Origin of the sequence: Pseudomonas sp. R3-52-08, assembly GCF_003851745.1 — a bacterium.
In the GTDB taxonomy this organism is placed as follows: Bacteria; Pseudomonadota; Gammaproteobacteria; order Pseudomonadales; family Pseudomonadaceae; genus Aquipseudomonas.
On sequence record NZ_CP027730.1, the window covers coordinates 4,439,812 to 4,452,985 of the forward strand.

The 13,174-nt window shown below is 59.7% G+C and carries 14 protein-coding genes; 1 reads left to right on the forward strand and 13 read right to left on the reverse strand.

Features of this window, described 5'->3' with window-relative positions; genetic code table 11:
• The 12 genes from C4J91_RS20390 to C4J91_RS20445 form a co-directional block, all read right to left on the reverse strand.
• On the reverse strand, window positions 1–1,410 hold the full coding sequence (locus tag C4J91_RS20390) for a circularly permuted type 2 ATP-grasp protein (protein WP_124363976.1): 1,410 nt from the start codon (window positions 1,408–1,410) through the stop codon (window positions 1–3).
• 444 nt (window positions 1,411–1,854) lie between these two features.
• Window positions 1,855–2,196 (reverse strand): ribonuclease E inhibitor RraB, encoded by a 342-nt coding sequence (locus C4J91_RS20395; protein WP_057721151.1) that lies wholly within the window; start codon window positions 2,194–2,196, stop codon window positions 1,855–1,857.
• A gap of 213 nt (window positions 2,197–2,409) precedes the next feature.
• Window positions 2,410–2,670: a hypothetical protein gene (locus C4J91_RS20400; RefSeq protein WP_124363977.1), complete on the reverse strand. Its 261-nt coding sequence runs from the start codon at window positions 2,668–2,670 to the stop codon at window positions 2,410–2,412.
• 79 nt (window positions 2,671–2,749) lie between these two features.
• On the reverse strand, window positions 2,750–3,355 hold the full coding sequence (locus tag C4J91_RS20405; RefSeq protein ID WP_124363978.1) for an START domain-containing protein: 606 nt from the start codon (window positions 3,353–3,355) through the stop codon (window positions 2,750–2,752).
• Between the two features lie 41 nt (window positions 3,356–3,396).
• A complete protein-coding gene (locus tag C4J91_RS20410; protein ID WP_124363979.1) occupies window positions 3,397–3,651 on the reverse strand; it encodes a YkgJ family cysteine cluster protein in 255 nt (84 codons plus the stop codon).
• A gap of 160 nt (window positions 3,652–3,811) precedes the next feature.
• Window positions 3,812–4,288 (reverse strand): translation initiation factor 2, encoded by a 477-nt coding sequence (locus tag C4J91_RS20415; RefSeq protein WP_124363980.1) that lies wholly within the window; start codon window positions 4,286–4,288, stop codon window positions 3,812–3,814.
• Window positions 4,289–4,380: 92 nt separating this feature from the next.
• Window positions 4,381–5,820, reverse strand: coding sequence for a PLP-dependent aminotransferase family protein (locus C4J91_RS20420; RefSeq protein ID WP_124363981.1), 1,440 nt, complete (start codon window positions 5,818–5,820; stop codon window positions 4,381–4,383).
• Window positions 5,821–6,089: 269 nt separating this feature from the next.
• A complete protein-coding gene (locus tag C4J91_RS20425) occupies window positions 6,090–6,902 on the reverse strand; it encodes an OmpA family protein (protein WP_124363982.1) in 813 nt (270 codons plus the stop codon).
• Window positions 6,899–7,261 carry a DUF4398 domain-containing protein gene (locus C4J91_RS20430; protein WP_124363983.1) on the reverse strand — a complete coding sequence of 121 codons (363 nt, stop codon included), beginning with the start codon at window positions 7,259–7,261 and terminating at the stop codon, window positions 6,899–6,901. Before C4J91_RS20430 ends, C4J91_RS20425 begins: the two co-directional genes overlap by 4 nt.
• Window positions 7,262–7,270: 9 nt before the next feature.
• Window positions 7,271–8,083 carry an ABC transporter substrate-binding protein gene (locus C4J91_RS20435; RefSeq protein ID WP_124363984.1) on the reverse strand — a complete coding sequence of 271 codons (813 nt, stop codon included), beginning with the start codon at window positions 8,081–8,083 and terminating at the stop codon, window positions 7,271–7,273.
• A 72-nt stretch (window positions 8,084–8,155) separates the two neighbouring features.
• A complete protein-coding gene (locus tag C4J91_RS20440; protein WP_124363985.1) occupies window positions 8,156–9,085 on the reverse strand; it encodes an electron transfer flavoprotein subunit alpha/FixB family protein in 930 nt (309 codons plus the stop codon).
• 2 nt (window positions 9,086–9,087) lie between these two features.
• Window positions 9,088–9,837, reverse strand: a complete 750-nt coding sequence (locus C4J91_RS20445) for an electron transfer flavoprotein subunit beta/FixA family protein (RefSeq protein WP_124363986.1) — start codon at window positions 9,835–9,837, stop codon at window positions 9,088–9,090.
• A gap of 505 nt (window positions 9,838–10,342) precedes the next feature.
• On the opposite strand from C4J91_RS20445, the gene C4J91_RS20450 reads away from it, so the two are divergent.
• Entirely contained in the window at window positions 10,343–12,007 is a 1,665-nt protein-coding gene (locus C4J91_RS20450) for an electron transfer flavoprotein-ubiquinone oxidoreductase (protein WP_124363987.1), read from the forward strand.
• Between the two features lie 170 nt (window positions 12,008–12,177).
• Here C4J91_RS20450 and C4J91_RS20455 read toward each other — a convergent pair whose 3' ends face one another.
• Window positions 12,178–13,068 carry an AraC family transcriptional regulator gene (locus C4J91_RS20455; protein ID WP_124363988.1) on the reverse strand — a complete coding sequence of 297 codons (891 nt, stop codon included), beginning with the start codon at window positions 13,066–13,068 and terminating at the stop codon, window positions 12,178–12,180.
• Between the last annotated feature and the right edge of the window lie 106 nt (window positions 13,069–13,174).

The following is a 13,174-nucleotide window of genomic DNA, read 5'->3' on the forward strand; positions in this document are numbered from 1 at the left end:
TCAATCCTCGACCACCCAGGTGTCTTTGGTGCCGCCGCCCTGGGACGAGTTGACCACCAGCGAACCTTCGCGCAGCGCCACCCGGGTCAGGCCACCGGGCACCACGCGGGTTTCCTTGCCCGACAGCACGAACGGGCGCAGGTCGATATGCCGTGGGGCGATGCCGTTTTCGACGAACGTCGGGCAGGTGGACAAACACAGGGTTGGCTGGGCGATGTAGGCGTGGGGCTTGGCCTTGATGCGTGCGCGGAAGGATTCGATTTCCGCCGCCGTGGACGCCGGGCCCACCAGCATGCCGTAGCCGCCGGAGCCTTGGGTTTCCTTGACCACCAACTCGGGCAGGTTGGCCAATACGTGGGACAATTCATCGGGCTTACGGCATTGAAACGTCGGAACGTTCTGCAGGATCGGTTCTTCATCCAGGTAAAACCGGATCATCTCGGTAACGAATGGGTACACAGACTTGTCATCCGCCACCCCGGTGCCGATGGCGTTGGCCAGCACCACGTTGCCCGAGCGGTAGGCGGCAAGCAGGCCCGGTACGCCGAGCATCGACGCCGGATTGAAAGCCAGCGGGTCGAGAAACGCGTCGTCGAGACGGCGATAAATCACGTCCACCGCTTTGGGCCCGTCGGTGGTGCGCATGAACACGCGGTCATCACGCACGAACAGATCGGCGCCTTCCACCAGCTCCACGCCCATTTCCCGGGCGAGGAAGGCATGTTCAAAGAACGCACTGTTGAAACGCCCAGGGGTCAGCACTACCACGCTGGGGTTATCCAGGGGGCTGGAACTCTTCAGGGTGTCGAGCAACAGGTTGGGGTAATGGTCAATCGGCGCGATACGCTGGGCCGCGAACAGCTCGGGGAACAAGCGCATCATCATCTTGCGGTCTTCGAGCATGTAGCTGACGCCGCTCGGCGTACGCAAGTTGTCCTCCAGCACGTAGTAAGTGCCGTCGCCATCGCGTACGAGGTCTACCCCGGAAACGTGGGAATACAGGTCACGGTGCAGGTCCAGGCCCTGCATTGCCAACTGGTATTGCTCGTTGGCCAGTACCTGTTCGGCGGGGATGATCCCGGCCTTGATGATGCGTTGTTCGTGGTAAAGGTCGGCGAGGAACATGTTCAACGCCTTGACCCGCTGGATACAGCCGCGCTCGACCATTTGCCATTCGCTCGCCGGGATGCTGCGGGGGATGGTGTCGAAGGGGATCAAGCGCTCCGTCCCTTGCTCGTCGCCATACAGCGTGAAGGTGATCCCGGCACGGTGGAACAGCAAGTCGGCCTCGCGTCGACGCTGGGCCAGCAGTTCGGCAGGGGTGTCGGCCAGCCAACGGGCGAACTCGCGATAATGGGGACGAACCTGCCCTGCCCCATCGTACATTTCATCGTAATAAGTGCGGATCATGCCGTACTCCTTGTCACCCGGACGACAGACCCTTCGCAAGGCCCGTGCCAGCGGCATAAACACTTTAAAATCAAAGGATTGGATAATCTCCGAATTCCCCTCGCACCGTCCTGGTGCGTGGAATGACCGCAGCCCCGCTACACGCCTCATCGTAATGCGGCGTTGGCCTATCAACAGCATAGTCAGAGTTGATTTCATTGCCCGCACGCTTGTGCGGATAATCGCGTCCATCAGCTGAACAGGACATGTCCTACAGCTAAACCCTTTGCACAACCAGTAACGTGCCGGCTCGTGTGATCGGCTCCTCGATCTTCCCCTTCAGCCACCCTTTCGGGTGGCTTTTTTTTGCGTGCAGGAAAGTGCAAATTCCGAACATTTTTACCGAGCCCAAACAAAATCGGCCGACCCAAAAGGTCAGCCGATACGCTGTGTTGCTCATAAACGCTACATGGGTAACCCACGTACCTCCTGCTTGACGCCCCAGCCTTCGATAATTCCGCCCAACGGCTCCACCACTGCCTCAAAGTCCTGCTCGAAGTCTCCTATGCCGTCGTACGTTGCAGACATGATTTTGCTCAGTTCCAGGTACCAGGCACCGTCGTCGCGGGCGCTGACCTGGGCGTTCAGGGATTCTCCGCGAAATCGACCCGCAGCCCTGCGCGCCCGTTCTTCATCCGGGAAAATCGCGTAGAACTCGATGGGGTGAAAACGTGAAAAGTCAAAGCCGCCTTCTTTCATGCGGCGCAGAACGTTGGTGCTGATGTCTTCTTGATAGGCTGTGCTCATGAAACGTCCTCCTCAGACTGATGGATAGACTTTCCGTGCTTCCTGAAACCCGCGCGCTGCTGGCGCGGGCACCACGGCAATAACGACACCGCAGGAAAACAAGCATGTAGCTGACAAGACCAGACCTTAGCGATTCATTCGCTGATCTCGATTGCAGAGTAACGCGAAGCTATCACCTCTACCAGAGGTGCATGGATCGCTTACAGGGAATATTCAGGCGCAGGGTTCGACCTTGAGGTCTTTGATACCGTTTTGATCGTGCAAGCTCTTGACCGTGGGATCAGGGACACGATCGGCAAGATCGTTGAGGTCCAACTTTTCCAATACCGGCGACACACGCACGCGCACCAGCTGTGCAGCTTCTTCCAGCGTCGGCTCATGATCGCAGTCAAACTGCTCGACTACCGGCTCGCCACGGTCATTGATGAAAGAAATGTTCCACTTCGGCATCGGTGCCTCCTCGATAAAACCCATGTGTGGGCTCACATCTATCTGGACCTTGAGGCTTCACCAAACGTTCCACTCAAGGCAGGAGGCACCGGATCAGGCGCGTTTACTTCTCGGCGTGTTCCTTCAGCGCTTTGAGCGTGTTGAACGGTGCGTCCACCACGAACTTGTTGGCCAACCACGACGGCACGCTGCCGCCTGGCTCGGTGTGCACCTGGTAGGTCACTTCGGTCTCGTTGGCGCCTTTGGGCACCAGCTTCCAGAAACCCTCTACCTGGGCGACCCGGACATAGCCTTTTTCTTCCGGCTTGTACGTCGGCACCCCTTGCAACGTGCGGGTAACGGTACCGTCAGCGGCCTTGGTGGTGGTGACATGGATATACGAGTCGCGATCCGTCACAGGGAACGGTGCCTTGAACTGGGTGTAGGTCCAGGCCTCATCGCCTTTCTTGTCGACCAGTTTCTGGGATTTGCACTCATGGATCCACGCGCAGGCGCCGGCGACATCTTCCTGCAGGGCCTGGATCTTCGCCACAGGCGCCTTGATCAGAGCCACACCGCGATAGGCCTTGTACTTGGAGCCGGCGACTTCGCTCAGGGACACCTTGATGCCGTCCTCATTCTTGGCGTCTTGCCAATCCTCAGCCTGGGCAGCGCCAGCGAACATCATCGTAAAACCGCATACCACAGCCATTCGTTTCAGCGAACCCATCGTTGTATTCCTTGTTGTTGAAGTTCCGATAGTAAAGCCCATCAAGCCGCCGTCATCTGCTCCCACCAACCGATCAGGCGGATCGCATCGGCCTGGTCGTTGCCGCAGACCTCTATATCTGCCTTGAAATCACTGCACACCGCTGGCCGCTCCGCTTGGCCAAACAGTTGGCATAGCTGTTCGACCGACAAGTGCAGGCAGCGTTCGCCCGCAGGTTTGCCGTAGGGCATTCCCGGCAGCGGCGAACTGATGGAGGGGGCGATGCAGCAAGCGCCACAGCCTTCACGGCATTTCATGACCAACAGGTCCTCGACGACTCAATGGGATGGCCGGGCTAGAGTACGCCCTTAAACAGCCGTTTTAAAATGGTCCAACAGGGGTTTTTCGTACAAAACAGAAGTGACCGACCAGTCTACGACCGGTGGTCAGTGGCGCGGGTCACTGATGCTCGGGGGGTTATTGCTTGAATTCAAAATCCAGCGCGGCACCTTCCACGTCACGTCGTTCTTCGTTGCGCAACTGCAGCTTCATCTCGTTGCTGAGCAAGCGGCCGTTGATCTGGAACGCGCTGTTGTCGGACGGTCTTTCACTGAACATCGGCGGCAATAACGGCACGCTCTTGGGTTTGGGCATGGTGCCGATGGGTTGCAGCAGCCTGACCATGTCCGAAGGCAGGGACAGGTCCAACTGTGCCGGTGGCAGCTTGGTCTGGGCGACTTCGTGGGCAGACTTGGACTTGCTTGCAATCGGTGCGCGCTTCTTTACTTTGGCGGTTTTCTTCTTCGCCTGCGGCGCCGGCTTTTTCGCAGCGGCCTTTTGTTCGGCGCTTGCAGCAGGCTTGGTGTCCGTCACAGGCGCGGCCGCCAGCGCAGTGCCGACGTTGCATAGACTTATCAAGCCAACCATCCAGACAGCGCGAAAAATTGAGGTCATATCGCCACAGCATTAACGGCAGAAGGCCATATGCTCGCTTGTTGTGCATGGCATGACAAGCACAGAGATCAATGTTGTCCCCTTTATGCCCCTCAAAGGCCCGCCGCCGTCTCTTGGCATAACTGGCTGGCAAGCATCCCCAGGGTCATCAGCGCACGCTCTGCCTCGCGGTTCCACGGGGTGCCGCAATTGAGACGGATACAGTGGTTGAACTGTTCCGTATTACTGAAGATCAGCCCCGGCGCGATACTGATGCCCTGTTGCAGGGCACGCACGTGCAGTTCCTGGGTATTGACCCGTCCGGGCAAACTGACCCACAAAATAAAGCCGCCGGTCGGACGGGTCATCTGGGTGCCTTCGGGGAAATATTGCTGCACCGCCAGCTGAAAAGCGCTGAGGTTCTTGCGGTATTCCTGGCGAATGTAACGCAGGTGCCGGTCGTAACCGCCGTTCTCCAGGTACGCCGCAACGCCCATCTGTGTGACGCTGCACGCGGAGTGGGTGCTGAACATCTGCAAACGCTGGATTTCCTGCTGGTACTTACCGGCGATCATCCAGCCGATGCGCACGCCGGGGGATAAGGTCTTGGAAAAACTCGAGCAATAGATGACCCGGTCAAGACGGTCATAGGCTTTCAGGGCCTTGGTGCGGCCCAGTTCGAACATCAACTCGCCGTAGATATCATCCTCGACAATTTGAATATCGAAATCCGAAGCCAGGCGCAGCAACTGTTTCTGCCGCTCTTCGGGCATGGTGCCGCCCAAGGGGTTGCTCAGGCGCGTGGTCAATACCAGCGCCTTGATCGACCACTGGTTGGCGGCCAGTTGCAGGGCCTCCAGGCTCATGCCGGTGGCCGGGTCGCTGGGAATCTCGATGACCTTGAGGCCGAGCAGGTCGGCCAGCTGCAGCAAGCCGTAGTAGGTCGGAGACTCAGCGGCGATCAGGTCACCGGGGCGCGTCAGCACGCGCAGCGACATCTGCAACGCGTCGACGCAGCCGTGGGTAATCACCACTTCGGACGGGTCCACCACCACGCCGGCATCGCGCATGCGAATCGCCACCTGGCGGCGCAGCGGTTCGAAACCGGGGCTGAACATGTAACTGAATGCACGCGGGCTCTGGAAGCGCGTGACCTTGGCCAACTGTTGGTGCAACGCCCGTACCGGCAGGTAATCCACGCTCGGCACCGCCGCGCCCAACGGGAATACGCCTTCACGGCGCGACTCGACCAGCACTTGCTGGATGATGCTGCTGCGGGTGACCAACCCTGGGCGTTCAACCCGCGCGATGTCCGGCGTTGGCGCCGTGAGTGCCGGCGTCTGGTGCACGTAATAGCCCGACTGCGGCCGCGCCCGGATCAGCCCCTGGTCTTCCAGGTTGGCGTAGGCCTGCAGCACCGTGGCATGGCTCACGTTGAGCTGGGAGCTCATCTTGCGCACCGAAGGCACACGCTCCCCCGGCTGATAAACACCACGCCGAATATCCTCAGCCAGTTGCTGGGCGATACGTTGGTAAAGCAACAGATTGGTCATGACGCAGCACTCGATTTCACGGGTATTTTATTTTTGTGTGAAACATACCGGCACAGTTTAGAAGTGTACGGGGACAGTTGCCACAATAGTCGAGCGCGGGCGGGAGTGACAGAAAAAACTGTAGGGGTCGTGAATAGAATTTTCAGGTGTATACAGAAAAATGTGGGAGGGGGCTTGCCCCCGATGGCAGTAGTTCAGTCAACACTTCAGTGACTGACACTCCGCCATCGGGGGCAAGCCCCCTCCCACATTTTGAGTTGCGCCGGACTTCAGCGAGCGGCGCCGAGTTGGCCTTTTTCGTCGGAGAACACAATTTCCACGCGACGGTTCTGCGCGCGGCCACGTTCGGACGCATTGGCCTCCACGGGGTATTTGTCGCCATACCCTTCAACCTGAATGCGTTTTTCGTCGATGCCCAGGTCAATCAGCACGTCTGCCACCGATTGCGCGCGGTCATGGGACAGGTTCAGGTTGTCGTGCTCGCCACCAGTGTTGTCGGTGTAGCCCTCGATGCGCACCTTGCGCCTGGGGTTCAGTTGCAGGAACTGCACGATCTTCAACACCGTGCGGTTGGCCGAGTTCTGCAGCTCGGCTTCGCCGGTATCGAACAGTACGTCGCCCAGGGTCATCACCAGGCCACGGTCGGTCTGGGTGGTCAGGCTGGCGATTTGCTGTTCCACCCACTTGCCCTGCTGTTGCACGCTGGCCAGCTTGCTCTCACGCAAGGCCAGTTGCAGGCGTTGACGCTCCAACTCGAGTTTGGCCAGGCGCTCGGCGTTAAGCCCTTGCTCGGTATGTTCTCGGGCAATGGCACTGTAGCGTTGGCTCAGGTAGGCGTAATGCACCACGTCGGCGCCGCTGCCCCAGTAGCTGGACAGGCGATCGGCACGCGCCAGGGACTCACCGGCGCGGATCACATCCTTGGGCGCGAAACGCAATACATTGGCGTCTTCCTTGACCCGCTGAAAGTCACTGCTGGCCTGTTGCAGTGCCTGCTCGCCAGTGGGCTGGCTGGCGCAACCGCCCAACGCTACGCTGCTCAGCAGCAATACAGCGCTCAAACCACGCATCGTCGGGCTCATTGGGCTTCTCCCAGCTGCAACTGCTTGCGCAGGCGGGCGATGCGGGTGTTGACCACGTTCAATTGCTCCTGGCTCTTGCCGGTCAGCACCTTGGCCTCGGCCAGGCGCGCATCCAGCTCAGCCTGTTCGGCCCGCATACGCGCGTGTTTGTAGGACTGGTCGGCCATGTCGGCCCTGGCTCTGGCAAATTTGTCTTCGGCTTGTTTCAGCTCGGCCGATTCATCGGCATTGGCACCGACCGCTGTGGCTTGTTCCAGGGCTTGCTGGGTCAGGCGCATTTGTTCGGTCGGCGCAGGATCGGTGGCGCATCCCGCCAGAGCGACAACGGCAAGGGCCGCGAAAAGAGGTCGAAGAGTCACTGAAAATCCCTACTTTGTTGGGGTGCCGACGGGTTGTTGCAATTGCGCCTTCCAGCGCTCGAGATTGCGCTGCAACGCGGTTTCCGCCACACCGGACGCGGGCAATTCTGTCATCTTTTTGGCCAGCTGTCCGCGCAGCCACGGATCATTGCAGGCGGAATTGTGGGAAATCGCCAGGTACAGGCCAGGCTGGTCGATCGGAATGTCGCGCGCCACCAGGTCATCGCTCATGCCCAGGGTCTGGGCCATGGCCATGCCGGAATAGCGGCTGGCGAGCACATAGTCCACCTCTCCCAGCAACAGTTTCTGGAATGCCGGCGTCAGGCCAGGCAGACGCTGCAGGGTCAATTGCTGGCTGGCAACGGTTTCGAACCCCGCACTCAAGCGCGCGCGCTCCGATACGACCCCCTTGTGGCCCTGCAAGTCGGCAGCGGTGCTATAGACCAAAGACGAGTCCTTGCGCGTCCAGACCAGGTAATCGATCTGCATCAAGGCCGGGTGTATGTAGTCGAGGGTTTGCAATTCGCCGAGGTTCAACGGCGCATCGGCGAGCATATCCATGCGTCCACTGCGCACTTCATCCAGAGCCAGGGAGCGTTTGCCGCCGTAAAGCAGGTCGATTTTCAGGCCGAGCTCTGTGGCCACCTGTTGCAGCATATCGGCGGTGGCGCCGATCAGGTGGGTCGGGTCCTGCGGGTCGCGCCACAGCAACGGCGGTGCATCCGGGCTGCCGGTGATCACCAGGCGCTCGCATTTGCCCGCCGCCAGCGACAACGTCGGCAGCAGCACAAGACCCAGCAGGATCAAAGGACGCAATTGCATGGCGAGGTGCTCCCACACGTCAAAAAAAAACCCGGTCACAAGACCGGGCTCTTTATAAGTGAAGCGACTGGATTAGACCAGCTTCTCCAACTCGGGGATGGCTTCGAACAAGTCCGCCACCAGGCCGTAATCAGCTACCTGGAAGATCGGTGCTTCTTCGTCCTTGTTGATCGCAACGATCACCTTGGAGTCTTTCATACCGGCCAAATGCTGGATCGCGCCGGAGATACCGACGGCGATGTACAGCTGTGGCGCCACGATCTTGCCGGTCTGGCCGACCTGCATGTCGTTGGGTACGAAACCTGCGTCGACGGCCGCGCGCGAGGCGCCGACCGCTGCGCCCAGCTTGTCGGCCAGGGCGTACAGGTGCTTGAAGTTGTCACCGTTCTGCATGCCACGCCCGCCGGAAACGACGATCTTGGCAGCCGTCAGCTCAGGGCGATCCGACTTGGCCAGCTCTTCGCCGACAAAGCTGGAAGTGCCAGCGTCGTGGGCGGCGGCAACCGCTTCAACCGATGCCGAACCACCTTCAGCGGCAACCGGATCGAAACCGGTAGCACGTACGGTGATGACTTTGATCGCAGCGTTGGACTGTACGGTAGCGATGGCGTTACCGGCGTAGATCGGGCGCTTGAAAGTGTCGGCGCTTTCGACCGAGATGATCTCGGAGATCTGGTCAACGTCCAGCTGCGCGGCAACGCGTGGCAGGATATTTTTGCCGTTGGACGTGGCGGCGGCCAGGATGTGGCTGTAGCCAGCGCCCAGCTCTGCAACCAGAGGGGCAACGTTTTCCGGTAGCTGATGCTCGTAGGCGGCGTTGTCTGCATTGAGCACTTTGCTCACGCCAGCGATTTTCGCGGCGGCTTCAGCCACGGGGCCAGCGCCCTGGCCTGCTACCAATACGTGGATGTCGCCACCGATTTTAACGGCTGCGGCCACGGTGTTCAGGGTGGCCGGGGCCAGCACCTTGTTATCGTGTTCGGCGATTACGAGGATAGTCATTATCAGATCACCTTCGCTTCGTTTTTAAGTTTCTCGACCAACTCGGCGACAGACTTGACCTTGATGCCCGCGCTGCGTGCAGCCGGCGCTTCGACTTTGACGGTCTTGTTGGTGGAGGTGGTGGAAACGCCCAAAGCGTCAGGCGTCAGCACTTCAAGCGGCTTCTTCTTGGCTTTCATGATGTTTGGCAGGGACGCATAGCGCGGCTCGTTCAAACGCAGGTCGGTGGTGACGATGGCCGGCAGGTTCAGGGAAACTGTCTGCGCGCCGCCGTCGATTTCACGGGTCACGGCAACCTTGTCGCCGCTCACTTCCACTTTGGAAGCGAAGGTGCCCTGGCCGTAACCGGTCAGTGCAGCCAGCATCTGGCCGGTCTGGTTGTTGTCGCTGTCGATGGCTTGCTTGCCAAGGATCACCAACTGAGGCTGTTCCTTGTCGACAACGGCCTTGAGCAACTTGGCCACGGCCAGGGAGGTCAGTTCTTCAGCGGACTCGACCAGGATGGCGCGGTCGGCGCCCAGTGCCAGGGCGGTACGCAACTGTTCCTGGGCAGTGGTCGGGCCGATGGAAACCACAACGATCTCGGTCGCCACGCCTTTCTCTTTCAGGCGTACGGCTTCTTCCACGGCGATTTCACAGAATGGGTTCATCGACATCTTGACGTTAGCCAGGTCGACGCCGGAATTGTCCGCCTTGACGCGAACTTTCACGTTGTAATCGACAACGCGTTTGACAGCTACAAGAACCTTCATGGATTCCTCGTTACTCTCCGGTGAAAAGAAAGTCGCCTAGGCAAGCCTGGCGGTTGATGCTCATCGGCACACAAGGGCACCTCCAAAAACGTCGGCCAGTGACTCAGCGATGGGGAAATGATGACCGTCCGTCAGGGGTGACTGGGAAGTCATTCTTTATCGCAGCGTGTAAACTGCGCGCCATCGTAGGGCGCGCGTCACCTGTCATACTTTTTGGACGTGCTCTTGAAACCTGCAGTCTGCCTACGGTAAGCGCAAAACCGACCGTATATTGACCGGAACGCCTATTCTGGTCAATACGGCAAAATGGTCAGTCATAAGCCGCGTTGCTTTGATTTACCTAGGCTGCGGGCAATTCAAACAAACGTTTGTATTGGACGCTGCCAGTGGTGTAGATATAATGCGCCACCTAGAGAGAAAGGTGGGTCTTGCCGTTGCTGCAGGGCCGTACCGAACCTCCACCCATTAGAAAAAAGCCTGTTGAGCCTTGAGTAGGAGATAGCCTGTGGAACGCGAATACATGGAATTCGACGTGGTCATCGTCGGCGCTGGCCCGGCTGGCCTGTCCGCCGCCTGCCGACTGAAGCAGAAGGCCGCCGAAGCCGGTAAGGAAATCAGCGTCTGCGTGGTCGAGAAGGGCTCCGAAGTGGGCGCACACATCCTCTCTGGCGCGGTCTTCGAACCGCGCGCGCTGAACGAACTGTTCCCGGACTGGAAAGCCCTCGGCGCGCCGCTCAACACCCCCGTGGTGCGTGACGACATCTATGTACTGCGCAGCAGCGAGACCTCCACCAAGGTTCCGGACTTCTTTGTGCCCAAGACCATGCACAACGAAGGCAACTACATCATCTCCCTGGGCAACCTGTGCCGCTGGCTCGCCCAGCAGGCCGAGAACCTGGGCGTGGAAATCTACCCGGGCTTTGCCGCCCAGGAAGCGCTGTTCGATGAAAGCGGCGTGGTGCGTGGCATCATCACCGGCGACCTCGGCGTCGACCGCGAAGGCAAGCCCAAGGAAGGCCTGTACACGCCGGGCATGGAATTGCGTGGCAAGTACACGCTGTTCGCCGAAGGCTGCCGTGGGCATATCGGCAAGCAACTGATCCAGCGTTTCAACCTGGGCAGCGACGCCGACGCCCAGCATTACGGCATCGGTCTCAAGGAAATCTGGGACATCGACCCGGCCAAACATCAGCCAGGCCTGGTGGTGCACACCGCCGGTTGGCCGCTGGATATCATGGGCAACGAGAACACCGGTGGCTCGTTCCTTTATCACCTGGAAAACAACCAGGTGGTGGTCGGCCTGATCGTCGACCTGTCCTACAGCAACACTTTCCTGTCGCCGTTCGATGAATTCCAGCGCCTCAAGCACCACCCGGTGCTGGCCCAGTACCTGGAAGGCGGCAAGCGCGTCAGCTACGGCGCCCGCGCTATCGCCAAAGGCGGCCTGAATTCGCTGCCGAAGATGATCTTCAAGGGCGGCGCGCTGATCGGCTGCGACCTCGGCACCCTGAACTTCGCCAAGATCAAAGGCAGCCACACTGCGATGAAGTCCGGCATGCTCGCCGCCGATGCGGTAGCCGACCGCCTGTTTGCCGAATCCGAGGGCGGTGATGAACTGACTGGGTATGTCGACAGCTTCAAAGCCAGCTGGCTGTACGAAGAACTGTTCGCCAGCCGCAATTTCGGCGCGGCGGTGCACAAATACGGCGCCATCCTCGGCGGCGGGTTCAACTGGCTCGACCAGAATATTTTTGGCGGCAAGATCCCCTTCACCCTGCGCGATACCACGCCGGACTACGCTTGCCTCAAGCTGGCCAAAGACAGCCAGAAGATCGACTACCCCAAACCCGACGGCAAGTTGAGCTTCGACAAGCTGAGCTCGGTGTTCATCTCCGGTACCAACCACGAAGAAGAACAGCCCTGCCACCTGAAGCTCAAGGACCCGAGCATCCCGATCGGCACCAACCTGCCGCTCTACGATGAACCGGCGCAGCGCTACTGCCCGGCCGGCGTATACGAAGTGGTCACCAAGGAAGACGGTGAGAAACGCTTCCAGATCAACGCCCAGAACTGCGTGCACTGCAAGACCTGTGACATCAAGGACCCTTCGCAGAACATCACCTGGGTGACACCGGAAGGTGCGGGTGGGCCGACTTACCCGAATATGTAAGCCAAACCAGGCTCCCCAAGTGGGAGCCTTTTTTATGGCCAGCATCAATTAAAAATGTGGGAGGGGGCTTGCTCCCGATGGCGGTGGGTCAGTCACAATTTGGCTGACTGATGCACCGCTATCGGGAGCAAGCCCCCTCCCACATTTTGGTCACATGGAGTCAGCGAGATCTAGGCAGCGCGCTCTTCACCGGGGTTACGCAGGAAGTAGCGTTTATACTCGCGACTGAACTGCGACGTACTCTGATACCCCACGCCATGCGCCGCCTGCGCCACGCTCACCCCCTCCACCAGCAGCAGTTGCTGGGCCTTCAATAGCCGCAAGCGCTTGAGATACTGCACCGGCGACAACAGCGTGCAGCGCTTGAAGTGTTCGTGAAAGGTCGATGCACTCATGTGCGCATAACCGGCCAACGTCTCGATGTTCAGCGGCTCGGCGTAATGGGCATGCAGGTGATTCAATGACGTGGCGATGCGCGAAAACTGTCCCTGCTGTTCCACCAACGCACGCAACACATCGGCCTGGGGACCGCGCAGTGCAGTGAACAATAATTCACGCACCCGAGCCGGCCCCATGATCCGGCTCTCCAGCGGATCGTGCAGGCACTGCAACAGCCGTTCGACACACCCGCGCATGGCGTCATCGAGCACCACCGAACTCATCGATTCCAGGGTCTGCGCCGCCGGCGGCGGTCCGGCCTGTATGCCCATGGCCATGACCAGTTCGCCAAGCACCACGCGGTCAATGCCGACGGTGACGCCATACAGCGGCGCATTCGGCAGGGCAAACGTCTCGCATTCAAACGGCACCGGCATCGCCTGGATCAGGTAATGCCCGGCACCGTATTCCAGGGTGCGCGGGCCGAGATAGGCGACTTTGCTGCCCTGGGCCACGATCATCAGGCTCGGCTCGTAAATCTGCGGCCCGCGCGCCACATCGCAACTGGCGCGTAAGACTTTCACGCCGGGCAGATTTGTCGGGGAGAAACCGTCGCGAGGCGTGAGCCCCTTTATCAAGGCGACCAACGCGGCATTCGCGTCGAGATGGCGGGTCAACAACATGGCAAAAAACTTCGCGAAAAAGGGATGGGAGCATCATCGCAGATCTGGCGGCCGGTAGATCCAAACCAAGGGCACGCCCGGACGAATAGGCATGAGACTCGGAGCA

Excerpts from the sequence above, each read along its gene's own strand:
- C4J91_RS20390 (WP_124363976.1), bottom strand. The coding sequence starts at position 1,410 with ATGATCCGCACTTATTACGATGAAATGTACGATGGGGCAGGGCAGGTT.
- C4J91_RS20395 (WP_057721151.1), bottom strand. The coding sequence starts at position 2,196 with ATGAGCACAGCCTATCAAGAAGACATCAGCACCAACGTTCTGCGCCGC.
- C4J91_RS20400 (WP_124363977.1), bottom strand. The coding sequence starts at position 2,670 with ATGGGTTTTATCGAGGAGGCACCGATGCCGAAGTGGAACATTTCTTTC.
- C4J91_RS20405 (WP_124363978.1), bottom strand. The coding sequence starts at position 3,355 with ATGGGTTCGCTGAAACGAATGGCTGTGGTATGCGGTTTTACGATGATG.
- C4J91_RS20410 (WP_124363979.1), bottom strand. The coding sequence starts at position 3,651 with ATGAAATGCCGTGAAGGCTGTGGCGCTTGCTGCATCGCCCCCTCCATC.
- C4J91_RS20415 (WP_124363980.1), bottom strand. The coding sequence starts at position 4,288 with ATGACCTCAATTTTTCGCGCTGTCTGGATGGTTGGCTTGATAAGTCTA.
- C4J91_RS20420 (WP_124363981.1), bottom strand. The coding sequence starts at position 5,820 with ATGACCAATCTGTTGCTTTACCAACGTATCGCCCAGCAACTGGCTGAG.
- C4J91_RS20425 (WP_124363982.1), bottom strand. The coding sequence starts at position 6,902 with ATGAGCCCGACGATGCGTGGTTTGAGCGCTGTATTGCTGCTGAGCAGC.
- C4J91_RS20435 (WP_124363984.1), bottom strand. The coding sequence starts at position 8,083 with ATGCAATTGCGTCCTTTGATCCTGCTGGGTCTTGTGCTGCTGCCGACG.
- C4J91_RS20440 (WP_124363985.1), bottom strand. The coding sequence starts at position 9,085 with ATGACTATCCTCGTAATCGCCGAACACGATAACAAGGTGCTGGCCCCG.
- C4J91_RS20445 (WP_124363986.1), bottom strand. The coding sequence starts at position 9,837 with ATGAAGGTTCTTGTAGCTGTCAAACGCGTTGTCGATTACAACGTGAAA.
- C4J91_RS20455 (WP_124363988.1), bottom strand. The coding sequence starts at position 13,068 with ATGTTGTTGACCCGCCATCTCGACGCGAATGCCGCGTTGGTCGCCTTG.